Annotated in this window: 25 protein-coding genes and 2 pseudogenes; 9 read left to right on the top strand and 18 right to left on the bottom strand. The window is 44.5% G+C overall.

From position 1 onward, the window contains the following. Positions 1-57 precede the first annotated feature (57 nt). On the bottom strand, positions 58-1,506 hold the full coding sequence (gene pdxR / locus ACWJJX_RS05100; RefSeq protein ID WP_326374940.1) for a MocR-like pyridoxine biosynthesis transcription factor PdxR: 1,449 nt from the start codon (positions 1,504-1,506) through the stop codon (positions 58-60). Positions 1,507-1,634: 128 nt separating this feature from the next. Here pdxR and ACWJJX_RS05095 point away from each other — a divergent pair, with 128 nt between their 5' ends. The 6 genes and pseudogenes from ACWJJX_RS05095 (at position 1,635) to ACWJJX_RS05070 (ending at position 6,812) form a co-directional block, all read left to right on the top strand. Further along, positions 1,635-2,546 (top strand): DMT family transporter, encoded by a 912-nt coding sequence (locus ACWJJX_RS05095; RefSeq protein WP_326374941.1) that lies wholly within the window; start codon positions 1,635-1,637, stop codon positions 2,544-2,546. A gap of 149 nt (positions 2,547-2,695) precedes the next feature. Further along, positions 2,696-2,853 (top strand): annotated as a pseudogene (locus tag ACWJJX_RS05090) (DUF255 domain-containing protein); the annotation flags it as partial. Positions 2,854-3,014: 161 nt separating this feature from the next. Beyond that, positions 3,015-3,827 (top strand): MerR family transcriptional regulator, encoded by an 813-nt coding sequence (locus ACWJJX_RS05085; protein ID WP_014306200.1) that lies wholly within the window; start codon positions 3,015-3,017, stop codon positions 3,825-3,827. Between the two features lie 68 nt (positions 3,828-3,895). Next, positions 3,896-4,585 (top strand): DUF554 domain-containing protein, encoded by a 690-nt coding sequence (locus ACWJJX_RS05080; protein ID WP_014306201.1) that lies wholly within the window; start codon positions 3,896-3,898, stop codon positions 4,583-4,585. A gap of 146 nt (positions 4,586-4,731) precedes the next feature. Further along, positions 4,732-4,887 (top strand): annotated as a pseudogene (locus ACWJJX_RS05075) (DUF255 domain-containing protein); the annotation flags it as partial. Positions 4,888-4,922: 35 nt separating this feature from the next. Then, positions 4,923-6,812, top strand: coding sequence for a thioredoxin domain-containing protein (locus tag ACWJJX_RS05070; protein ID WP_454022793.1), 1,890 nt, complete (start codon positions 4,923-4,925; stop codon positions 6,810-6,812). Here ACWJJX_RS05070 and ACWJJX_RS05065 read toward each other — a convergent pair. Next, positions 6,809-7,705, bottom strand: a complete 897-nt coding sequence (locus ACWJJX_RS05065; RefSeq protein WP_326374943.1) for a CPBP family intramembrane glutamic endopeptidase — start codon at positions 7,703-7,705, stop codon at positions 6,809-6,811. The two genes, ACWJJX_RS05070 and ACWJJX_RS05065, sit on opposite strands and share 4 nt — an antisense overlap. Positions 7,706-7,919: 214 nt before the next feature. On the opposite strand from ACWJJX_RS05065, the gene ACWJJX_RS05060 reads away from it, so the two are divergent. Continuing rightward, positions 7,920-9,251 carry an MFS transporter gene (locus tag ACWJJX_RS05060; protein ID WP_004393001.1) on the top strand — a complete coding sequence of 444 codons (1,332 nt, stop codon included), beginning with the start codon at positions 7,920-7,922 and terminating at the stop codon, positions 9,249-9,251. Between the two features lie 31 nt (positions 9,252-9,282). On the opposite strand, the gene ACWJJX_RS05055 is transcribed toward ACWJJX_RS05060, so the two are convergent. The 12 genes from ACWJJX_RS05055 to ACWJJX_RS05000 form a co-directional block, all read right to left on the bottom strand. Beyond that, the gene (locus ACWJJX_RS05055; RefSeq protein WP_004392999.1) at positions 9,283-9,663 is read right to left on the bottom strand and encodes a VOC family protein; all 381 of its coding nucleotides are present in this window, start codon (positions 9,661-9,663) and stop codon (positions 9,283-9,285) included. 55 nt (positions 9,664-9,718) lie between these two features. Then, positions 9,719-10,657: a LacI family DNA-binding transcriptional regulator gene (locus ACWJJX_RS05050; protein WP_070082670.1), complete on the bottom strand. Its 939-nt coding sequence runs from the start codon at positions 10,655-10,657 to the stop codon at positions 9,719-9,721. Positions 10,658-10,719: 62 nt separating this feature from the next. Continuing rightward, positions 10,720-11,478, bottom strand: a complete 759-nt coding sequence (gene xth / locus ACWJJX_RS05045; RefSeq protein WP_448197543.1) for an exodeoxyribonuclease III — start codon at positions 11,476-11,478, stop codon at positions 10,720-10,722. 26 nt (positions 11,479-11,504) lie between these two features. Further along, the gene (locus ACWJJX_RS05040; RefSeq protein WP_448197544.1) at positions 11,505-12,032 is read right to left on the bottom strand and encodes a methylated-DNA--[protein]-cysteine S-methyltransferase; all 528 of its coding nucleotides are present in this window, start codon (positions 12,030-12,032) and stop codon (positions 11,505-11,507) included. Beyond that, the gene (locus tag ACWJJX_RS05035; protein ID WP_173612867.1) at positions 12,029-12,610 is read right to left on the bottom strand and encodes a bifunctional transcriptional activator/DNA repair enzyme AdaA; all 582 of its coding nucleotides are present in this window, start codon (positions 12,608-12,610) and stop codon (positions 12,029-12,031) included. Before ACWJJX_RS05035 ends, ACWJJX_RS05040 begins: the two co-directional genes overlap by 4 nt. A 187-nt stretch (positions 12,611-12,797) precedes the next feature. After that, positions 12,798-13,037 (bottom strand): 30S ribosomal protein S18, encoded by a 240-nt coding sequence (gene rpsR, locus ACWJJX_RS05030; protein WP_004392983.1) that lies wholly within the window; start codon positions 13,035-13,037, stop codon positions 12,798-12,800. A 43-nt stretch (positions 13,038-13,080) separates the two neighbouring features. Beyond that, positions 13,081-13,599, bottom strand: a complete 519-nt coding sequence (gene ssbA / locus ACWJJX_RS05025) for a single-stranded DNA-binding protein SsbA (RefSeq protein WP_004392979.1) — start codon at positions 13,597-13,599, stop codon at positions 13,081-13,083. A gap of 39 nt (positions 13,600-13,638) precedes the next feature. Further along, positions 13,639-13,926: a 30S ribosomal protein S6 gene (gene rpsF / locus ACWJJX_RS05020; protein ID WP_004392977.1), complete on the bottom strand. Its 288-nt coding sequence runs from the start codon at positions 13,924-13,926 to the stop codon at positions 13,639-13,641. A 111-nt stretch (positions 13,927-14,037) separates the two neighbouring features. Further along, entirely contained in the window at positions 14,038-15,138 is a 1,101-nt protein-coding gene (gene ychF, locus ACWJJX_RS05015) for a redox-regulated ATPase YchF (RefSeq protein WP_454022792.1), read from the bottom strand. A gap of 126 nt (positions 15,139-15,264) precedes the next feature. Further along, positions 15,265-17,268 (bottom strand): molybdopterin-dependent oxidoreductase, encoded by a 2,004-nt coding sequence (locus tag ACWJJX_RS05010; RefSeq protein ID WP_146275982.1) that lies wholly within the window; start codon positions 17,266-17,268, stop codon positions 15,265-15,267. Positions 17,269-17,314: 46 nt separating this feature from the next. Further along, a complete protein-coding gene (locus ACWJJX_RS05005) occupies positions 17,315-17,521 on the bottom strand; it encodes a DUF951 domain-containing protein (protein ID WP_004392973.1) in 207 nt (68 codons plus the stop codon). Positions 17,522-17,606: 85 nt separating this feature from the next. Further along, positions 17,607-18,632, bottom strand: a complete 1,026-nt coding sequence (locus tag ACWJJX_RS05000) for a YkvI family membrane protein (RefSeq protein ID WP_088005468.1) — start codon at positions 18,630-18,632, stop codon at positions 17,607-17,609. Between the two features lie 142 nt (positions 18,633-18,774). Between ACWJJX_RS05000 and ACWJJX_RS04995 the strand changes: the two genes are divergently transcribed. Beyond that, positions 18,775-19,278: an N-acetyltransferase family protein gene (locus ACWJJX_RS04995; protein ID WP_454022791.1), complete on the top strand. Its 504-nt coding sequence runs from the start codon at positions 18,775-18,777 to the stop codon at positions 19,276-19,278. 173 nt (positions 19,279-19,451) lie between these two features. Next, positions 19,452-20,066 carry a spore protease YyaC gene (gene yyaC / locus ACWJJX_RS04990; protein ID WP_278071479.1) on the top strand — a complete coding sequence of 205 codons (615 nt, stop codon included), beginning with the start codon at positions 19,452-19,454 and terminating at the stop codon, positions 20,064-20,066. 29 nt (positions 20,067-20,095) lie between these two features. Here the strand turns inward: yyaC and ACWJJX_RS04985 are convergent, their stop codons facing one another. The 4 genes from ACWJJX_RS04985 to rsmG all read right to left on the bottom strand — a co-directional run bounded on the left by ACWJJX_RS04985 (position 20,096) and on the right by rsmG (position 23,692). Then, complete coding sequence (locus ACWJJX_RS04985) at positions 20,096-20,947, bottom strand: ParB/RepB/Spo0J family partition protein (protein WP_004392966.1); 852 nt, start codon at positions 20,945-20,947, stop codon at positions 20,096-20,098. Then, complete coding sequence (soj, locus tag ACWJJX_RS04980; RefSeq protein WP_007409899.1) at positions 20,940-21,701, bottom strand: sporulation initiation inhibitor protein Soj; 762 nt, start codon at positions 21,699-21,701, stop codon at positions 20,940-20,942. The genes ACWJJX_RS04985 and soj overlap by 8 nt, the downstream gene beginning before the upstream one ends. A gap of 298 nt (positions 21,702-21,999) precedes the next feature. Continuing rightward, a complete protein-coding gene (gene noc, locus ACWJJX_RS04975; RefSeq protein ID WP_007409900.1) occupies positions 22,000-22,851 on the bottom strand; it encodes a nucleoid occlusion protein in 852 nt (283 codons plus the stop codon). Between the two features lie 121 nt (positions 22,852-22,972). Next, the gene (gene rsmG / locus ACWJJX_RS04970) at positions 22,973-23,692 is read right to left on the bottom strand and encodes a 16S rRNA (guanine(527)-N(7))-methyltransferase RsmG (RefSeq protein ID WP_454022790.1); all 720 of its coding nucleotides are present in this window, start codon (positions 23,690-23,692) and stop codon (positions 22,973-22,975) included. Positions 23,693-23,699: the final 7 nt, after the last annotated feature.

Genomic DNA, 23,699 nt, shown 5'->3' with positions numbered 1-23,699 from the left:
GCCAAGTTTAAAACGAACCATGCAGTTTGAATTCCGGTATGCCGCTGTCTTTTAAATTTATCTGCTTGCCAATTCCTTAATCATCAAACCCAATTCATAAATTCCCTTTTGAAGGTCTTCAAGAGATGCATAAGCATATGATAAGCGAATATAATTCCCTTTTTCTTGAGCATAGATACTGCCGAGATTGAGAAGTATCCCTTTTGATAAGGCTTTGGTATAAAGTAATTTCATGGATATGGAAGGCAATATTTTTACCCAGACAAAGAATCCTCCCTTTGGGATATTCCATGTCGCCACATCTTTCAAATGAGTTTCTAAAACACTCAAGGCCAATTCTCTTCTCACCTTTAATTGACTTCTCACCTGTTCTAGATGCTGCTGGTATTCACCGGATGTAAACCACTCTGCCGCTACTCTCTGGGATAACGAACTGGAGCCGTAATCTGTTTGCATTTTTATGTCGGATAAACGTTCAATCACTGGTTCCGGCCCGACGATCCATCCAATCCTCAAGCCCGGACTTAATGTTTTCGATAAGCTGCCTATGTAAAGCACATGCCCATTTTTATCTATTGTTTTAATAGGATCTGGAGGAATCTCATCGATCCATAACTCACGATAAATGTCATCTTCAATAATGGGAAGCTGTGCATTCTCACTTGCCGCAAGGATTTCTTCTCGTCTCTTTTTTGACATTAAAATACCTGTCGGGTTATGAAAACAAGGATTTGTATATAAGATAGCCCTCCCCCGCTCCCCCCTTGCCATGCGGATATGTTCCGGCAAAAGTCCATCATGATCCATAGGAACTCCAGTCAGCTTCATCCCGGCTGATTGAAAGACGTGTAATGAATAAAGATAGGAAGGCTGATCAAGATAAACGGTCGATCCTCTTTGTAAAAGCCCCATTGATATAAGCTGTAAGGCTTGCAGCGCTCCAGAAACAATAAGAATGGAAGAAGGAGAAGCTTGAATGCCGATTGTTCTTAAATAGCCGCTTAATGCCTCTCTCAAAGGTAAATATCCTTTTGGTTCCTCATATCCGAATGCCTCTATGTTTTGAGATACCTTTCCCATGATCTCTTTCATAACAGCTAAAGGAAAAATCTCATGTGAAAGTTCTCCTTTACTGAGCTGTATAAGATCAGAATTTGATTCTGATTTATTGATCTCTTGAACAATTTTTTGGCTTGGCTGCTGGATTCCGGAGGTTACATACTGATCCCAATCGGGAGCGGAATTCTTAGCCAAAAGTGTCCATGTATTGTTCGTAACAACTGTCCCTTTGCCCATTCTGCCTTCGATTAATCCATCCGCCGTCAATTCCTCTAAAGCTGTAATGACTGTGCTCCTGTTCACCTCAAAGTGTTTGGCAAGCGTGCGCTGGCTTGGAATCTTACTTCCGATCGGCCATTCTCCATTTCCTATTTTCTCTTTTATAAATTGAATGATTTGTATGTACTTAGGAAGCTTTCTCATCTTTTTTTCTTCTGGAGCGCTCATAAAAAGGATCCCCCTTAAAGTGGTTGGGTCAAAATCTATTTAACTGGTTGAAGTCATCTCATCAAATCTTTATTAATATAGAAACACATTAAATAACTGGTTGGTTTTTGTAAAGAGGAGTGAGAAAGATGAGAAAGAAAACAGTTCGAATCGGCATATCTTACAGTCTGATGATTGGGTTGTGGGCATCAGCTTTCCCGGGAATTCGCGCGGGTTTGGAGAGTTACACACCGGAACACCTCGCTTTGTTTCGCTTGTTGATTGGGTCAATGGCATTGGTTGTTTTTGCTGTTTTGACTCATATGCGTTTACCTGACATGAAGGATATCCCTGCTATTTTATCTTTAGGATTTTTAGGTTTTGCACTATATCACATTTTGCTGAATATCGGAGAAAAAACAGTCAGCGCTGGAGTTGCGAGCTTACTCGTGAGCATGACACCTATTTTTTCTGCAATGTTATCTCGTCTGTTTTTTGGTGAACATTTTGGGCTTTATAAATGGATTGGCTCTATCATAAGTTTATTGGGTGTGTCGATCATTTCTTTCGGGGCAGGAAACTATACAAATTCAGTGAACGGCATTTTGTTAATCCTGCTGGCAGCTTTTTCGGAGAGTATTTATTTCGTTTTTCAAGCCCGCTATATAAAAAAATATGGTTTTATTCCATTTGTGACATTCACCATTTGGGGTGCAACATTGCCTATGCTGATGTTTCTTCCGGGATTATGGGGAGAAGTTGTTCACGCTTCAATGAACTCAACATTGTCTATCGTTTACTTAGGCTTATTACCAACAGTTGTGCCTTACTTTGCACTTGCGTATGTCACTTCACTCGTCGGTGCTTCAGAAGCAGCCATTTCACTTTATTTAACACCAGCCATAACCTTGGTCATTTCTTGGGTGTGGTTAGGTGAAGTACCTGCGTTTATTTCTCTTCTGGGCGGCGCAGTTACAGTCGCCGGGGTGTGTTTCACTTATCTAACAGTAAATAAAATGATAAAGATTTTAAATCCTTATTTCTTATCTAAAAAGCAATAAAGTGGATGACATTTAACCCTGAAAATAGAGTCGTAAGCCGTTCTCCTTTTTAATGACTTGGGTTTGGATCACAAAGTTGAGTGTATGAATTTTTTTAGAGGATTGTGGTATGTTAAACATACAAATATGAATAGAAAGCAGGTGAGCCCATGCCAAACAATAGTAAACCCAACAGTTTAATCACGGAGAAGTCCCCCTATCTGCTCCAACACGCCCACAACCCCGTAAACTGGCACCCTTCGAAAAAGCGAAACGCTTAAACTTAAACAAGCCGGTTCTTGTCAGCATCGGCTATTCGACTTGTCACTGACGCCACGCAGATTACCATATAATCCTCTCCAATTCCCTCCATTAAAATTTTTCGATCCAGAGGGGATGCTTTATCTTTAAATTGCTGAATATTATAATGTTGATAAAACCATTTTTTACAGGTTTATTAAGACAAATGAAAGCAGAAGGATTATGATCATGAAGAATTTTTTCTCTATTGGAGAGGTATCCAGGTTATTTCACGTCAAAATATCCACTCTCAGATATTATGATGAGATCGGTCTTTTGAAACCTGCATACAAAGACAAGCAAAATAACTACAGATACTATTCCACAGAGCAGTTTGAGAGACTGGATACAATCAAATATTTGCGGGCTTTAGGCTTGCCAATAAACAAACTCCTAGATTTTTATAATTCCCACAATGCAGATACCTTAATTCAATTACTGAAAAACCAAAAAACCGAAATCGATCGTAAAAAAAGGGAATTAGAGCTTATTGAAAAAAAGATCACCCGCCGTTTAAACAAAATAGAAGATGCCGTTAATAAACCGTTAGACAAAATTACAAAAATCAAACTTCCGGAGTTGCGTGTCGCTTATTTACAGCATGAGTATATTCTAGGTCATGATATTGAACACTCTCTAACAGAATTGAGAAATGATCTTACTATTAAAGAAGACATATTTTTAGGAAAGATTGGATTATCGATTTCAGTGTCAAACCTAAAAGCGCATAAGTTTGATCGTTACTCCAGTATTTTTATGATCTTAGAAGACGAGCATAATTTGCCCCCATCAGTAATCACCTTACCATCAAATGAATATTTACAAATCAGGTTTAAGGGGTCGCATAAAGAGGCCAAACAATATTATAAAAAGTTACTGACATATATGAAAAAGCATCATCTGGAGTTAGCGGCCGACTCCATTGAGATAACGTTAATTGATTATGGTGTTACTAATAATCCGGATCATTATGTGACCGAAATCATGCTGCCCATTAAATAATCCCTTGACTCTCTAGTTACTGGAGAGTTTATTTTTTTAAAAGCACACTTTATTGGGGGAGAAAGCACATGATTGGAACAATTTTTAACACATTTATGATCTTCGCAGGATGTTTACTCGGAGGGCTATTCAAGAAAGGAATGAAAGGTGAATATCAAGATATTCTTATGCAAGCGATGGGGTTTGTTGCAGTTGGATTAGGAATAAACGCCATTACACAGCATTTATCGGATAGTAAATACCCTATTCTTTTTATTGTAAGTTTAGCTGTTGGCGGACTACTTGGACAGTTTGTAAATTTGGAACTTAGATTCAACCATCTAGTCAGCAAGTTCTCTAAAAATAACTTAGCTGAAGGCTTATCAACTGCAATCTTATTGTTTTGCATGGGATCATTGTCGATATTAGGGCCTATTGAATCCGCGATCCATGGTGATTCCACTTATCTTCTTACAAACGGTATGTTGGATGGCATCACTTCTATTGTTCTCGCATCAGCGTTTGGCTTTGGAATAGCCTTATCTGCTGTTGTGTTATTTGCCTGGCAAGGCTCACTCTATTTATTTGCAAAAGTAATGGAGAGTGCATTAAGTGCAGACATGATTAATGAAATAACAATTGTGGGCGGAATACTGATACTAAGCTCGGGGTTAAGCATTTTGGGAATTAAAAAATGTAAAACCTTAAATCTTCTGCCATCACTTATCATTCCGCCTGTTGTTATCTTTGTTATGAAAGCTTTTGGATTAGGCGCATAGCTCTATATCAGTTGTCAGGCACCTTGTCCATTCTGTCAACTACAGACTAGTTTTCTTTAGACAGAAACAAATAAAGAATAGACTGCACATCTTTATGGTACAGTAAAGATATATCAACGGTAATACGAACGAAAGAAGGTGATCCCATGCCAAATAAAAAAGTACCCAATAGATTAATCGACGAGAAGTCACCGTACTTACTCCAACATGCTTATAATCCCGTGGATTGGTATCCTTGGTGCGATGAAGCATTTGAAAAAGCGAAACGAGAGAATAAACCTGTTCTCTTATCTATTGGGTACGGGTAGCTTAGCGAACTTGCCACTGGTGTCACGTAATGGCTCACGAGTCCTTTGAGGACGAAGAGATCGCCGGTATGTTAAACGATAAATTCATAGCCATCAAGGTTGATCGTGAGGAGCGCCCTGATGTGGATTCCGTGTATATGAGAATCTGCCAGCTGATGACGGGGCAGGGCGGGTGGCCGCTGAACGTGTTCGTCACACCAGATCAGAAGCCATTTTATGCGGGGACGTATTTTCCGAAGACGAGCAAATTTAACCGTCCGGGCTTTATCGATGTGCTTGAACATCTGTCCGAAACGTTTGCGAATGACCGGCAGCATGTCGAGGATATCGCCGAAAACGCCGCCGCTCATCTTGAAGTCAAGATTCACCCGGCTGAGGGCATGCTTGGCGAACAGGCGGTTCATGACACGTATCGCCAGCTGGCCGGCGGGTTTGATACGGTGTACGGCGGGTTCGGCCAGGCTCCGAAATTTCCGATGCCGCATATGCTCATGTTTCTGCTTCGCTACTACAGCTATACGGGCAAGGAACAGGCTTTGGCCGGCGTAACCAAGACACTCGACGGCATGGCGAACGGCGGAATTTTTGACCATATCGGATTTGGCTTTGCCCGCTACTCGACTGATAATGAATGGCTCGTGCCGCATTTTGAGAAAATGCTGTATGACAACGCCCTTCTCCTGACTGCATATACGGAAGCCTATCAAGTCACAGGTAATGAGCGCTACAAACAGATTGCGATGCAGATCGTAACGTTTATTCAGCGGGAAATGATGCATGAAGACGGCAGCTTTTTCTCAGCTTTAGACGCTGATACCGAAGGCCGTGAGGGGAAATATTACATATGGTCCAAAAAAGAAATCATGAATCTTCTCGGTGATGAACTCGGCCCGCTTTATTGCAAGGTGTATAACATCACAGATCAAGGCAATTTTGAAGGCGAAAACATCCCGCACCTCATTTTCACGCGGCGTGAGGCTATCCTCGAAGAGACCGGCCTCACCGAACGTGAGCTGGCCGAACGTCTTGAAGAGGCAAGAACAAAATTGCTGGAGGCCCGTGAAAACAGAAGCTATCCGCATACAGATGACAAAGTGCTGACCTCATGGAACGCGCTCATGATTGCCGGGCTGGCAAAAGCCGCAAAGGTATTTCACGAGCCTGACTATCTCAGCATGGCGGAAACAGCCATCCGCTTTCTCGAACGGCACCTCATGCCGGACGGGCGCGTCATGGTCCGCTATCGCGAGGGCGAAGTGAAAAACAAAGGGTTTATCGATGATTACGCTTTTCTCATCTGGGCTTATCTTGAACTGTATGAAGCGGGTTTTCATCCGTCTTATCTGCAGAAAGCGAAAACGTTATGTACAAGCATGCTGGAGCTGTTCTGGGATGAACGGCACGGGGGTTTCTTCTTTACGGGGAATGATGCTGAGACCCTTCTTGTCAGGGAAAAAGAGGTTTATGACGGGGCCGTGCCTTCCGGAAACAGCGCGGCTGCCGTACAGCTGCTTCGTCTCGGCCGCCTGACGGGTGATGTATCACTGATTGAAAAAGCCGAAGTGATGTTTTCCGTGTTCAAACGGGAAATAGAGGCCTATCCGAGCAGCAGCGCTTTCTTCATGCAAAGCGTACTGGCACACACAATGCCCCAAAAAGAAATCGTTGTGTTCGGAAGGAAAGATGACCCGGACAGAAAACGTTTCATTGAGGCGCTTCAGGAGCATTTCACTCCCGCCTATACGATTCTCGCCGCAGAACATCCGGATGATCTTGCTGGCATTTCTGACTTTGCCGCGGGTTATCAAATGATCGATGGGAAGACAACGGTCTACATTTGTGAGAATTTCGCCTGCCGGAGGCCGACGACGGATATTGATGAAGCGATGAACACCTTACAAATCAGCAGCAGATCCTAGGCGGCCTGCTGCTTTTCTTTTTTCACAAAACGGAACGCGAGCCATGCGAAGATGATATTGATCACCAGAGTCGATATGCAATCGTATATTTCATAGCCCCCGGCTGCTGTTGTAAATACCGACGGAATGCCGCCGTATACCGAATGATCCTCTGTGAGAAAGATAAATAAAAACATATTATTGGCAGCGTGACCGCCAAGGGACATCTCCAGACTGCCCGTTTTAACCGTGATAAAGGTCCAGATCATGCCGATGGTAACATATCCGATTCCCGCCCAGAGAGCTCCATTTTCCATCTCCGGATTTCCGAAATGAAGTGCGCCGAATAATCCGCCGATAATGATCGTCAGAACCACCGCGTTTGCCGTCAATTTTCCGGCAAACTGTAGCAGAAAACCGCGAAAGAGAAATTCCTCCGCAGAGGTTTGAATCGGAACCAACAAGACGGCCGCCGCTAACAGCAGCAGAAAACGTGAAGCATGGAATTCCTGAAGCGTGAAACGATCCGGATGAATTAAAAAATCAATCAGCCCCGCGACAAACATCAGCACAACATATGTGCCGAATCCAAAGAAAATTCTCTTCCAGTTCAGCGACTGATTCGGTGTAATGATGGATAAAAACCGCCGCTTCATAATGAAACGAACCGCTATCCAAATGCCCGGAATCGCTATGAAATAGACGATATGCTGTAAATAAATATCCGCCAGCGGGTCACTTAATGCCGCCTCATCCCAATTTATCGTCAGTGAAGGATTGAAAGCGGACGTGAGAAACATATAAAACACGGTCAGTATGCTTCCGAAAAAGAACAAACCCACAATGAGCAACAGAGAAAGAAGATATCTCGATACACTATTTCTTCCCTCTGCGGGCCGTACAAATGTATTCATATTTATGCATCAACTTCCTTTCCTTCAACATTTTACAATATAAACAGAAACAGATATAGGAAATGTTATATATTTTAAGAAGAAAGCGCTATGCCGTTTCCTTTGGCTCTGGTTATTTACACTCTGTTTTTGCCAAAAAAAGACCTTTATAATGTATTCGTCAGATAAATTTACAGTATTTTCTGATTACAATTGCTAAGTCAGGGGGTTTTTTATGAAACATCAGACATTCTCAAATGTAGCGAACCGATTAGACCGTCTCCCCATTTCGCGTGTGCACTATCAAGTATTAACCGCTCTCGGAATCATCTATTTTTTCGATCTCGCTGACCTGTTTACGCTCAGCAACGTGGCTCCGGCGCTGATTGAGCATTGGGGCGTGAAGCTGTCCGTCATTGCCGACATCACGGCTGCATCCTTCCTGGGCATGTTTTTAGGCGCCTCCATCGGCGGAAGGCTGTCCGATCGGATCGGCAGGAAAAAAGCGCTGAATTGTTTTGTCCTTGTCTTTTCGATCTCATCTTTTCTGAATGCGCTGGCATGGGACATTCCGTCCTTAATGATTTTTCGCTTCTTGACCGGGCTCGGCGTCGCGGCCGCCATGATTGTGACGAACAGCTATTTGGCGGAATTTTTCCCATCATCCGTACGGGGAAAATACATCTCCTTTTGCGCCATGATCGGACTAATCGGCGTTCCCGTCACAAACGTTGTTTCCGCTTTTGTCATTCCTTTAGGCTCATGGGGGTGGCGGCTCGTATTCGTATGGGGGGCGGCCGGTCTCATTTATTTCTTTTTTATCCGCCGGCTTGAGGAATCGCCGCGATGGCACGAAAATCGGGGCGCATATGATCAGGCAAACGCCATTATGAACCGTCTTGAAGCACGTATAGAGAAAGAAAAAGGCCCGCTTCCCGCGCCAAAAGAGGCGGCAGAAGTACATACAGTGAAGCACGCAGGCTACTTAGGGCTGTTTCAGGGCAGGAATTTAAAGATCACCATCATCCTGTCAGCGGTATGGATTCTTGAAACCTTTGGCTTTTACGGCTTTGCTTCATGGGTGCCCAGCCTGCTGAAAAGCAACGGCATCACCATGGAAAAAACGCTGTGGTACAATGTGCTTCACTCTGTCGGCGCACCGCTTGGCGCATTGCTCGGTTCCATGATATCCGAGACGTTCCAAAGGAAATGGATTCTGGCCGCAAGCGCTTTTCTGACTGCCATTGCCGGACTGTTATACGGCATGACGTTTATTCCCGTCATGATTATTGTGTTTGGATTTGTCGTCAACGTCACGGAACGGGTTTTCACCTCAAACTTATACGCATATACATCGGAGCCGTATCCTACGGAATATCGCTCGGCCGGGAGCGGGCTGGCATACGGGCTCGGCCGTTTTTCCAATATATTCGGCTCCCTGCTCGTCGGATTTATTGCCGTTAAGCTCGGCTACATCAGCGTCTTTTTGTTCATCGGCGGCTGCTGGCTTCTATGTTCCGTTTTGTTAATTCTCTTCGGTCCGAAAACTAATGCTCAGCAAATTTAATCAATAAAACAGTGCGGGTTCCCCCGCACTGTTACACTGTGATTTCTATCAAATTGCCTTCCCCATCCTCTATCACGCTCTCATAATATCCGTCACCCGTCACGCGCGGGCCGCTTACAACCTGAAATCCGTCATTTTTAAACGTCTCCGTCAATTCATTCACCCGCTCCTTGCTGCCTGTAGAAAATGCGAGATGCGCCCATCCGGTCATATTCTGTGACGGAGCTTCATCAATGCCGCCTTTTTTCATAAGTTCCAGCCTGCATCCGGAGTCAAACGAAAGAAAGTACGATTTGAAATCTTTTTTCTCATTATGATAAAGGTCATTGGCCTTGGCGCCGAAGTATTTCTCATAAAATTCTTTCATCCGTTCTAAATCTTTCACCCATATGGCCGCATGTTCAATTCGCATATGTCCGCCTCCTTTTTTTCTCAATCTAGTTATAAAGCATGAAACCCATTTCAGCTCAAGACTTTTTCCGCTGAAATTGATGCATAATTTGTTTTTTAGCCGTTTCTCCGTGCAAAAACAGCAAAAATGCTTCCCTTCCGACCCGTTCCAAATGAAGTTCCAGAGATGGGATATTCAATGCCCGGCTGACGCTCAGATTTCCCTCGCCGATGATCTCCGCGTCCCATTTCTGTTCTTTCGCAAACTGGTACAAGCCGGCAGCCACGTCATCACTGTGCGCATAGATGGCCGTCGGCGCCTTGTCGAAACCCCAGAAGTGTTCACCTGCCCGCTTTCCGTCGTCCATATCATGGCATCCGACCAGAATGCGGGTTTCATCAAGAGAGCCGAAAACCGCCTTATATGCGGTTACCTTGTCGGCCGTACTCGGGCTTTTTTCCGCTTCCCGCACACATGTAAAAGCAACGTCTTGATGTCCGCGGTTTTTCAAATACAAAAAGCTTTCTCTGTAAGCTGCCTGCCTGTCATTATAAGCGCAGGGAATCTCTTGATGCTGCGTATATTCACAAGCGACAATGGGACCGTATTCCAGGTAAGGCACGGCGGTTTCCCATTCATTCGCGCGGGACGTGACAATCAGTCCGTCAATCTTTTTCATTTTCAGCAGTTCGAAATAGGTCATCTCTATAGCGGGGTCATAGTTGGTGGGGAGAAGGGTTGTCACGTAATCATGGGCAAACGCTTCCTTCGTGATACCGTTTACAATTTTGTCAAAGCAGGGATGGTCACTGTACGGCAATATCACGCCGATCGTATTGGTCTTTCCGCGAATCAGATCAATGGCGGTTCGATTAGGGGTATAATCCAGCTCCTTCATCACTTGATTCACAAGACGCCTTTTCTCCTCAGATACGTACGGGTGTCGGTTTAATACGCGTGATACGGTGGCCACGGACACATTCGCCAGTTTCGCAATCTCTTTTATATTTGCCATGTGCTCCTCCATTTTCGGTGATAAAAAAGCAGCAAGAGTGGATTTCTCTTACTGCTATCTCATCATAAATCCACTGTCATTTCAACAGGGCAATGGTCAGAACCCATGATATCGGCACAAATGGCCGCTTCGCTGATCCGCGGCTTCAGTCTGTCTGAAACAATGACGTAATCAAGCCGCCAGCCGATGTTTTTCTCACGTGCGTTCGTCCTGTAAGACCACCAGGAATAGGCGCCTTCCCGATCAGGATATAAATAGCGGAATGAGTCGGTAAATCCGGTGTTCAGCAGGGCGCTGAACGCTTCCCGCTCTTGATCTGAGAAACCGGCGTTCTTCCGGTTGGCTTTCGGATTTTTCAAGTCTATCTCCCTGTGTGCAACATTCAGATCGCCGCATAATATCACGGGCTTCTTCCGGTCAAGCTTCTGCAGATACTCCTTAAAATCGGCTTCCCATTGAAGACGGTAATCAATTCGCTCTAATCCGCGTTTGGCATTCGGCGTATAACAGTTGACGACGAACACGTTCTCAAATTCAAGTGTGATCACCCGTCCTTCTTGATCATGATCATCAATTCCCAATCCATAAAACACGTGAAGCGGTTTTTCTTTCGAAAAAACAGCCGTGCCTGAGTAGCCTTTTTTCACCGCATAGTTCCAATAGCCGTGATATCCTTCAAGCTGTAATGATACTTGTCCGTCCTGTACTTTCGTTTCTTGCAGACATAAAATATCCGCTGCCGTTTCCTGAACGTAAGTATTGATATCTATCTTTTTCATCACGGCACGCAAGCCGTTTACATTCCAAGAAATCAGTTTCATGTGTTCCCTCCTGTCCGGCTCAGCCGTCATTCCAGTGTTTCAATGTTTCCGCCCTCTAATGCCAGCAGCTGCTTTTTCATTTCTAAACCGCCTCTGAATCCGGTCAGTTTTCCGTTTTTTCCGATGACGCGATGGCACGGAACCGTAATCAATACCGGATTTTTTCCAATCGCGGCGCCCACGGCTCTTACGGCTGCCGGTTTCTGAATCATTTTTGCTATATCCGAATAGGAGTATGTCTCGCCGTACGGTATGTCCATAAGCGCTTTCCATACAGCAAGCTGAAATTCTGTCCCGTAAAGATCCACCGGCACTGAAAAAGCTGATCTGCCATTTTCGATGTACTCGGACAGCTCTGCCGTGTAAGACGCCAGCTTCTCATCATCACGTGCCAATCGGTATTGCGGCAGTGATTTTTTTGCCCACTGCTCAAGCTCTTCAAAGCTTCCATGATTTGAACCTATAAAGCATAGCCCCTTAGATGTGGCGGCTGTATACAGGCTCCAATCATTCCGTGTGAAAAGTGTCCAATAGACCATTGTCTCTTTACTCATATTGAACCTCCCTTTCCCATTCCGGCAGTTTTTCGGTATTCTGTGGGCGAATTTCCGGTTCTCTTTTTAAAAAGAGTGGCGAAATGCGCTGTGTTTGGAATTCCGACCGTCAGAGCGATCTCCATGACTGTCATATCAGTATGCTTTAAAAGGTGTTCCGCCTTCGACAATCTTCTTTTCTGTATATACTCAATCGGGGATATTCCCCTGATTTTTTTAAATGTCCGCTGTAAATGATAGGGGCTGCCGTGACACATTTCGGCCAGTACACTCAGAGTCAGAGATTCGTGATAATGGCGGTCAATGTACTCAATGATTTGAGCAATCCATTCTTCATCAGGAAGACGAAGACCGTTCGGCCGGCACCTTTTACAGGGACGAAAATGTTTATCAAGCGCTGCATCAGCCGTATCAAACACCAGCACGTTTTCTTTATTCGGAACTCTCGATTTACAAGAAGGCCGGCAGAAAATCCCCGTCGTTTTTACTGCATAATAAAATGCCCCGTCATAAGAAGCATCATTGCGTATGATTGCGCCCCACTTTTCATCAGTCAGGATATTTCTGTCTGTCTCCATCTCACCACCCCCTGTTCTTCAGTATAAACAAATTCATTGCATAAGTACGCGTATTTGAATAGAGGAGCAAGATAACAAAGGAGTAAGAAGCACTTCCATGTTTCATGTGAAACATTTCGGCAGGATGGAGGAGGACTGATATAAAAAAAGAGCAGGAGCCCGCAGGCTCTTGCTCTTTTCTTTCGGCTTACTCGCCAGTTACGTATGGAAGTAAAGCCATTTGACGTGCGCGTTTGATCGCGATAGTCAATTTACGTTGGTATTTCGCATTTGTTCCAGTTACACGGCGAGGTAAGATTTTACCACGCTCAGAAACAAACTTTCTAAGAAGATCTACATCTTTGTAATCGATGTGCGTAATGCCGTTAGAAGTGAAGTAACAAACCTTACGGCGTTTCGCACGACCGCCTCTGCGTCCTCCTGCCATTGTCATTTCCCACCTTTCTCGTTATGAATATAGCGATAATCTATTAGAACGGAAGATCATCATCCGAGATGTCAATCGGCTTGCCGTCGTTGGCAAATGGATCATCATTAAAGCTGTTCCCTTGATTTCGTCTCTGGTTGTTCTGATTTCCGCCGAACGGATTATCATTTTGGCCTCCGCCAAAGTATTGGCCTCCGCCGCTGTTTCCTTCGTTGTATCCGCCTGATCCAGAACCGCCGCTGTTTTTAGGCTCAAGAAATTGAACACTTTCAGCTTGGACTTCTGTCACGAAGACACGCTGTCCCTGCTGATTTTCATAATTTCTTGTCTGGAGTCGGCCGTCTACGCCGGCAAGGCTTCCTTTTTTAAGAAAGTTTGCAACGTTTTCGGCTTGTCTTCTCCAAGTGACACAATTAATGAAATCGGCTTCACGTTCTCCGGACTGGTTCGTGAATGTACGATTCACAGCAAGAGTAAACGTGGCGACAGCCGCACCGCTTGGCGTATAACGAAGCTCTGGGTCTTTTGTCAGTCTTCCGACTAATACAACTCGGTTAAGCATATGAAAGACCACCTTTTAACATTATATATTTCAAATTGCTTATTCTTCTTCTTTAACAACGATGTGGCGAATGATATCGTCACTGATCTTAGCTAAACGGTCGAATTCAGCAACCGCTGCAGCTTCAGACTGAACGTTTAAGATTTGGTAGAAACCGTCACGGAAATCGTTGATTTCGTAAGCAAGACGACGTTTACCCCAATCTTTTGTTCCAGTGATCTCCGCTCCGTTAGAAGTCAATACGTTGTTGAAACGCTCGATAACTGCCTTCTTTGACTCTTCGTCAATGTTCGGACGGATAATGTACATAACTTCGTACTTTTTCATCTGTTTGCACCTCCTTTTGGTCTAAGCGGCCCTATAATGGGCAAGGAGCAATAATTCTATTACTCACAAGTTTATATTATACCAAAGCTCTTGTCCCTTTACAACTGTGTCCTATACATTAAATCGGAAATGAATGACATCTCCGTCTTGGACTACATATTCCTTACCTTCCAGACGCACTTTTCCGGCTTCTTTCGCTCCGGACATTCCGCCGCCTGCCAAAAGGTCTTCATAAGCAACCGTTTCAGCGCGGATAAAGCCGCGTTCAAAGTCAGTGTGGATGATACCCGCACACTCAGGAGCTTTCATGCCTTTTCTGAATGTCCATGCGCGCACTTCCTGTTCGCCCGCCGTAAAGTATGTCGCAAGGCCGAGAAGAGAGTATGACGCTTTAATCAGCTGATCAAGACCTGATTCTTCGATGCCGAGCTCCTCAAGGAACATTTGCTTTTCTTCGCCTTCCAATTCAGCAATTTCAGACTCAATTTTCGCGCAGACGACGATGACTTCGGCATTTCCACCCGCGGCGTACTCACGGATTTTCGCAACGTATTCATTGTCTGAAGGATCAGCCACTTCATCCTCGCTTACATTCGCCACATAAAGCACGGGTTTTGACGTAAGCAGATGAAGCTGCTTCACAAGCTTTTGCTGTTCTTCCGTAAATTCAACGGAACGGGCTGGCTTTTCTTGTTCGAAAGCTTCTTTCAATTTAGACAGAATGTCAAATTCAAAAACCGCTTCTTTGTCTTTTTGCTTCGCAAGCTTGCTTACACGCGTGATGCGTTTTTCGACTGTCTCCATGTCGGCAAGAATCAATTCAAGATTGATCGTTTCAATATCGTCAATCGGATCGACTTTCCCTGACACGTGCGTAATATTGTCATCAGCGAATGCACGTACAACGTGGCAGATCGCATCAACCTGACGGATATGAGAAAGAAACTTATTTCCGAGTCCTTCACCTTTAGATGCGCCTTTTACGATCCCCGCGATATCAGTGAATTCAAACGCAGTCGGCACCGTTTTTTTCGGGTTCACCAATTCAGTCAGCTTTTGCAGACGTTCATCCGGCACTTCCACGATTCCCACGTTCGGATCGATTGTACAGAACGGGTAGTTGGCTGATTCGGCACCAGCCTGAGTAATTGCATTAAATAACGTCGATTTTCCGACATTCGGCAAACCGACAATTCCAGCAGTTAAAGCCATTCTTTCATCTCCTCTATATCAAACCATCATCGTATAAACGTATTGTAAACCTAGAGCAATTATAAGGAGGTTCATAGGAAAAGACAAGCTGAGAAAAAAGCATTTCCCGCCCTCTCTCTCCTTAGATTATCCTTTTTTAACCGCTACCAGACAGTCAAAAAGCGTACTTCCCATTCCATTATCGGAATTTGAATCCTTTGTGAGCATGTTGACGGAGCCTCCGAATGCCGCCCACATGCCCTCATCTATATTCACCGTCTTCGGGTGAGCCTGCTTCATGATTTTCACCCTGCCGCGCAGACGGCCGCGGTCATTGTAAACCTCTGCCGTATCTCCGTCTTGAAGAGAAAGCTCTTCCGCGATATCCGGCGACAGGTCCACCTGAATCTGCTGAAGCTTTTCAATAAACGGCACGTGCTGTGAATGATTGGAGCGCTGCGGGTGAATGGACAGCAGCGTATACGGATATTTCCCGGCCAGTCCGGCGTCGTGATAAACAGACTCCTCCGGCACTTCCAATTGAGGGAGGCCGCTGTATCCTTTCTCTTCTGCCAGTGACGAGACGAATTCAAATTTTCCGCTCGGGGTTAAAAATTGAAAATCACTCCATGGAACCTGTTTAACCGGAAGCGGCATATGTCCTTTTTCCTTTAATTGCTCAAGGGTGATTCCTTCTTTCTCCAAAGAAGAGAGCCCCATTTTTAAGAAATCTTCCGTACTGTAATCAAACAGCTCCCCGAATCCGAGACGCTTTGCGAGTTCCGTCCAGATCCAGCGGTCTGATTTTGCCTCTCCCTGCGGTTCCGCAAGCTTCTTGCCATATTGAACATAGTGATGATACATGCTGGAATAATAAATATCTTCCTCTTCGAAAACAACGGCCGTCGGCAGCACATAGTCACAGAGCTTCGCCGTATCGGTCATGACCGAATCAATGGCCACTGTGACCGATGTTTTTTCAAACGCTTCCTTCACTTTTTTTGTATTCGGCACCTGTGTCAGCGGATTGCCGCACGTCACGATGATCATCTCAATCGGCGGGTCGGCTGCATTCAGCGCCTCTTCAGCTTGAGTCATCATCGAAAACGTTCTCGAACTTTTCTTCAAATCAGGACGAGTGAGCTCGGCCTTTGCAAAGCTTTCACCGACTTGCACATTTCCGAAGTTTGCGCCGCCGCCTTTGATACCGACATTTCCGCTCGCCGCAGCTAGAGCGTCAATCCACCGTATCGTCCCGCCCCCGTTTTTATATCTCTGCATCCCAAGACCCATAAAAGTGGAGGCGGGACCGTCAGCATATAAATCGGCAAGATATTCAAGCACTTCTAAAGACGTTTCTGTTTTCTCAATGATCTCCTCAAAAGAAATCGTCTGCAGAAGCTTGTCTATTTCCTCAAAACCGACCGAATGCTTTTGAATAAAATCAGAATCGGTTCTGCCGGTTTGGCATAATATTTTTAAAACACCCGCCGCAAGCCAGCCATCCATGCCGGGTTTGACGGATATATACCGGTCGGCAAGCTTTGCAGTCGGGTTAAAAATAGGATCAATGACCGTCAGTGTCGCTCCTTTTTTCTTCACCTGCTGCAGATGATGATAGAGGTGCATATTCGTCCGGGACACGTTTCTGCCCCATACGATCACATGCTTGCTGTGATAAATATCAAGCGGTCCATGCCCGTAAGAACGCCCGAAATCCCAGCGCTGCGCTTCAATGCCGGAACCCCAGCAAATGCTGCCCGCAATCTCGGTTACACCGCCGTATCCATTGAAAAAACGCTGGTCGAGCGCCTTCAAAAGACCGTTATTGGCGTAGTCATGACTGTGCAGCACTGCGGCAGTGCCCAACGTCTCCTTAATCACCGCCATTTTTTCAGCAATTTCATCTAACGCCTGCTCCCAGGAAATGCGGACAAATTCGCCGTCTTTCTTTTTTAAAGGGAAACGAAGCCGTTCCGGCGCATTCGTTTTCGTCTCCAGCATTCTGCCCCGGCCGCAAATTTTCCCTTCCGTAATGGGATGATTCGGGTCTCCGTCTACTTTCGTCACCTTTCCATCCTCAACTGTCACCAAAAAGCCGCAGCTGTCCCAGCAATTCAGCGGGCACGCTGACTGATGCACTTTGCTCATCGGGCCTCTTCCTCTCCTCTATATGAAAAAGCATGAGCGCCAGCCCTTATGATGTAGGCTCCTCATGCTTGACGAGTACTTTTTTCAGCTTTCTCTCAAAATCTCTTCTCGGAATCATGACACTGTGGGAACAACCCGTGCATTTGATCCGAATATCCATCCCCATCCGAATGATTTTCCACCTGTTTTCACCGCAAGGATGCGGCTTCTTCATTTCAACAATATCATTCAGGCCAAAGTCTTTATCCGCCAAGACCCTTCACCTCTCTCCATAGACTGCTTTATTTATTGTACAAAAAAAAACAGGATAAGAGCAACGGCCGCACTCAAAATGAGCATTATACTTTTTTCCATCTCCCTAAAATAGGGTAAAGAAGAAGACATACCAGCAAATAAAGACTTAAAAGCCCGTAAATGGGATATAAAATGGCGATCAAATCTGAAAAACCGATTGTCGTAAAAGGCACCATCACAGCTAAAAGAAGAGATACGAGCGTCCATCTCGGCAATTTCACAAATGCAAGCATGCGGCTGGACAGCCCGAAAAGACCGGTCACCGTTGTCGTATAGATGGCTAAAAAAAGCACGGCGGCCATACAAAGAAATAACGGATAAGGAGCGCCTTCAAGGACGGCGAAAAGAGGAATCTCATATTGTGTAAGACTGCCTGAAAGCTGTACAAGCGTTTCATTGTAAACAAATGAAATCATACCGAAAATCAGCCCGCTTGCAACGCTTGCGATTTTCGCTTCTCCCAGTCCCTTCATATCTTTCCCGATTGAAGAAAGAACAGCGACAACAGAAAGGATGTTTAAGGACGTGAAGGTAATGCTTGCCGGCCAATTATACTGGCGGGTCAAATCTATCGTCCACGTGTAATGATGGGTTGTCTGAAAAAAGACCAATGCATATAACAGCCCCGCTACAAGAATCGGTATCAAAATACTATTCAGAGATAATATTCCTTTTATATCCCAAAAGAATAAACCGACGGTCACAATGCAAAGAAGAAAAATACCGATCCAAAACGGCAGCTTGTACATTTGCAGCGTCACACCGCCGCCGGCAATCATAACCATCGTCATTGAAAACAAATAAAACATAATAAGCACATCATAGACTTTAGCAAGAGCCGGCCCCATCAAATGCTCAAGCACAGGTAAAAAGTGCGTTGATTGAACCCGATAGCTGATCTTCAACACAATATAAGCCGAAATCGTAAACATGACTGTAAACAATACAATAGCCAGTCCGCTTTCGACGCCGAAAAACTGCCATATTTCCTGCCCGCTTGCATATCCAGCCCCAATCTGGCTGCTTAATATGAGCAGCATCCACTTCATCCCGGCTCTCCACACCCTCATCACCTCATAAAATTTCTGATCATCTCCGCATATTGCTACTATATTGAGTGACAGCGGCAAACATTCATACAAATGGGACAAATATGGTATGATAGCGACGATTAACTATTCAGAAAATTTTTTTATATAAGGAGCTCAAATCATGTACATCAGGCGTTTAACCGCAAGTGATACCCAGCCTTACTCCGATATCAGGCTCAAAGCTTTAAAAGATCACCCCGACGCATTCGCCGTCAGCTATGAGGAGGAGAAAGAATGGCCGTCCGAAAAATTCAAAGCCAGGCTTGAAGCCGGCAATGCCATCGTGCTTGGCGCCTTTGAACAAGACAGACTGATAGGAATCCTCAAGATCTCCAAGCATCCGCTGTTTAAACTAAGACACATTGCGGTTATCGGTTCTATGTATATTTCCCCCAAACACCGAGGATCAGGCGCGGGAAAAGCTTTAATGACAGAAGCCATCAGCCGGGCAAAAAAGATGAAAGACACAGAACAGCTCCATCTCTCTGTTACTTCAACAAATGAACCCGCAAAAAAACTCTACGCTCAATTAGGATTTATCCTCTTCTCTACAGAAAAAAGAGCGCTGAAATTGGATCATCAGCAATATGTCGACGTAGATCAAATGGTCTTATTTCTTTCATGAACTTAGAGAATAACTGCTCTGAGTTCTTTTTTCTATCCGCTCTTTTCAAACAACCGGCATGCTCATCATGACATAAGCATAAAAAAAGGCAGCGCTGGATATACTGTAAACAACCATACAACTCCAAAAACAACAATGTATTACTCGTATGACATGACAAGGAAGTGAACCTTATGAATCGAAAAGGCGGGCTTTTTTCTCAAGAACGGGCAAAACAATATGTTTCTCATACGGATTCTTCTGCTGCGAATCAAATACAAGCGATCCTTACTTCATCTTTACGTAAAGCAGCCGGCAGACCGTTAGTCACCGTGTGTATCGGTACAGATCGGTCGACCGGAGATTCATTAGGTCCGCTCGTAGGAACAAGGTTAGAAAAAATGAATTTAGGCAGATTGCACGTTTACGGCACGCTGTCAGATCCTGTTCACGCCGTCAATATGAAAGACAAGCTGAAAGATATTCAACATCTACATAAAAATCCGTTTATTATAGCGGTTGATGCTTGTTTAGGCCGCGTCAAAAGCGTAGGGTCATTTCAAATCGGCGATGGGCCGCTGAAGCCCGGAGCAGGTGTTCAAAAAGACCTTCCTGAAATCGGTGACGTCCATATCAATGGAATCGTCAATGTCAGCGGGTTTATGGAGTATTTTGTCCTGCAGAATACGAGGCTTCATCTTGTTATGAGCATGGCAAATGTTTTAGCAGAGGGGTTACAGCTGACAGATAAATCAGAAGGCCGGCAGGAACGGCTCAGTCCGTTTCATAAGCTGACAAGACGTATATAAAAAACCATCTTTTTTTAAAAAGATGGTTTTTACGCTTCTCTTTCGGACAATAGTTCCAGGATACGTTCAAGATCTTCATTTGAGAAAAACTCAATCTCAATCTTCCCTTTTTTCTTTTGTCTCTTAATATTGACTGTTGTTCCGAAGTAATTTTGCAAATACGATTCCCGCTCTTTTAACACAACATCTTGAACAGGTTCTTTTTTCTTTGTTTCACGTGGAACATTGTTGTTTAACTGCTGAATCAGCTGCTCAAGCTGGCGGACGTTCAGCTGTTCTTCAACCACTTTCTTCACAAGCGGTTCAAGCTTGTTTTTATTTTTCAAGCCAAGCAAGGTTCTGCCGTGTCCCATGGATAACGTACCTTCTGCAATGAGGTTCTGGATGCTTTCCGGCAGCGTCAGCAGTCTTAAATGGTTGGCAATATGAGGCCTGCTTTTCCCGAGCCGTTTAGCGAGCTGTTCCTGGGTTAAATCCAAATGCTTCAGCAGTGAGTCATATGCCAGAGCTTCTTCAAGCGGTGATAAGTCTTCACGCTGAAGGTTTTCCAAAAGAGCGATTTCCCGCATCAGCGATTCAGATAAATCCCGCACGATAGCCGGCACTGTCTCTTTACCGGCAAGTTTTGCGGCGCGGTAACGGCGTTCGCCGGCTACAATATCATAGCCCTTCAATGATTTTCTCACGATAATGGGCTGAAGAATGCCATGCTGAATGATGGATTCCTTCAGTTCAGCTAATGACTCATCATCAAATTGTTTTCTTGGCTGATAAGGATTGGGGCGTAAATCACTGATTTTAATCTCTTCCACTGTCTCTTCAGACAAATCAACCTGATTAAACAACGCGTTAATCCCTTTTCCGAGCCCGCCTTTAGCCATTCGCTGCCACTTCCTTTGCTAAATCTAAATATACTTCCGCACCTCTCGAACGCGGATCGTATAATATGATCGGCTTGCCGTGACTCGGCGCCTCACTTAAACGGACATTGCGAGGGATAATGGTTTGATACACTTTATCTCTAAAGTATTTCTTTACCTCCTCTATCACTTGAATGCCGAGGTTCGTTCTGGCGTCAAGCATCGTCAGAAGCACTCCTTCTATCATTAAGTCGGTATTTAAATGTTTTTGCACAAGCCGAACTGTATTTAATAATTGACTCAATCCTTCAAGAGCGTAGTATTCGCACTGAACCGGGATAACGACTGAATCTGAAGCGGTAAGCGCATTAATCGTTAATAACCCGAGAGACGGAGGACAATCAATAATCATGTAATCGTAATTTTGTTTCACAGATTCTAATGCTCTTTTCAGCCTGACCTCCCGTGAGATCGTCGGAACCAATTCGATTTCCGCTCCCGCAAGCTGGATCGTGGCCGGAATGACATCTAAGTTCTCTACTGAAGTCGGTTTAATAATATCTGTAACATCTGCATCATCTACTAAAATGTCGTACACACAATGATCCACATCGGCTTTTTCAATCCCTAATCCGCTCGTTGCATTGCCCTGCGGATCAATATCAACAAGAAGAACCCTTTTACCTATGTAAGCCAAGCAAGCCCCCAGATTAACAGAAGTCGTCGTCTTCCCGACTCCGCCTTTTTGGTTCGTAATTGCTATGATTTTTCCCACGATGTCACCTACCTTCACATGAACATGTACTGTCTTGTTTCTATCTTATCAAAAAAAGAGTAAAGCGTTTTATTTTTTTCATAATTTGTTTATCAGCAAGTGAAAAAAATGTAAACGAAAAAGACACTTTCTAATATAAGTTCTCCGATAAAGTGACTTTTTTGACTGTAAAAAGACAATTCACGACACAAAAAGATAAAATTTTACATATATAATGTATAGTGCACAATAAATCTATCATTATCTCAAAATAGTTTTTTGATTAAAATAAAAACTCCCCTGCTGATCAGGAGAGTTTTTATTTAGGTATCCGAATGGTAAGCTGGATGTACTCTTCGAATTCTTCTTCTTCAGTGTTCAGCCTGACGCCACTGTCTTCTACCATCGACAGTGACTGACGAATCGTATTCATCGCAATTCTTGTATCCCTGCTGAACGCTTTGCGTCTCGGCTTTGGTTTCTGCTTATTCTGTTCAAGCATTTTCACCACTCTGTCTTCCGTCTGCTTGACGTTTAAGCTTTTCTCAATGATTTCCGCAAGCAATGTGACCTGAAACTCCGGCTGTTTGAGCGGAATCAGTGCTCTTGCATGACGTTCCGTAATTTTTTTCTCCATAATCGCATCCTGGACGGGTTCCGGGAGCTTTAACAATCGGAGCTTGTTCGCAATCGTTGACTGGCCTTTTCCTAAGCGCTGCGCCAAGGCTTCCTGTGTTAAATCATGAAGTTCTAACAGCCTTGCGTACGCATGAGCTTCCTCAATGGAGGACAATTCTTCCCTTTGCAGGTTTTCAATCAAAGCGACAGATGCTGTTTCCGTATCAGAAAAATCTTTAATAATTGCGGGAATCTTCTCCCATTCAAGCGTCTGTACCGCTCTCCAGCGCCTTTCACCCGCAATGAGCTCATATTGTCCTTCATCTTCTGTATGTCTGACAACAATCGGCTGAATGATGCCGTGTGTATGGATAGTCATTGCTAACTCTTTGATTTTTTCATCTGAGAAAATGGTGCGTGGCTGAAAACGGTTGGGAACGATAGCATGTACCGGTATTTCGAGTATCTCTTCTTTGTTTGTATCATGCTCAGCTATCTCCGGTTCCTCTTCCTTCTCACCAAACCCGAAGAAACGAGAGAATGAATGCTTCATTTACCTACACCACCTTTAAAAACTGCCATTTTTATAATTCTATTTTCTCATGGTTTTTCCTGCTGTATCTTCATCAATTTTGCAGAAAATATGATGGAATTGTCACATCAGGCTGTCTAAATTACCCTTCAATTGGCGATTTATTTGGAGTACCCGGTTTTCTCGGATATTTTTTCGGAGTGCTTTTCGTCTTGCGAATGATCATAATGTTCCGTTCACTTTCTTCAACGGGAAGTGTAAAGGAATGAACTTGTTCAAGCTCTCCTCCCAATACTTTAATCGCCTTTTGCCCCGCTTTCAGCTCTTCATCAGCGGCTGCAGCTTTTAGTGCCGCAAATATACCGTTTTTCTTGGCCAGCGGCAGACAAAGCTCACTCAGGACCGACAGACGCGCCACCGCACGGGCCGTCACGAGATCGAAGCTTTCCCGGACGTCTTTCCGCTGTCCGAATGTCTCCGCTCTGTCATGGACAAATGTCGTATGCTCTAATTGTAAAGCATCAGAGAGAGTTTCCAAAAACGTAATCCGCTTATTCAGTGAATCGACGATGGTGACATGCAGATGCGAGAAGCAGATTTTGACGGGCAGGCTTGGAAAACCGGCGCCGGCGCCGACATCACAAAGAGTGGTGACCTTTTCAAAATCAATATAAAATGCCGCCGTTATCGAATCATAAAAATGCTTGAGATAAACTTCCTTTTTCTCAGTGATGGATGTCAGATTCATTTTTTCGTTCCATTCCACGAGCATCCGATAATACAACTCGAATTGCTCCAGCTGGCGGTCAGAAAGGGAAATCCCTTTCTCCGCTAAACTGGATGTAAATTCCTCTATATTCATGCCGTCA

It is taken from the genome of Bacillus sp. YH3-2-B2, from assembly GCF_053663335.1.
This window is presented reverse-complemented; position numbering and strand designations above follow the sequence as displayed.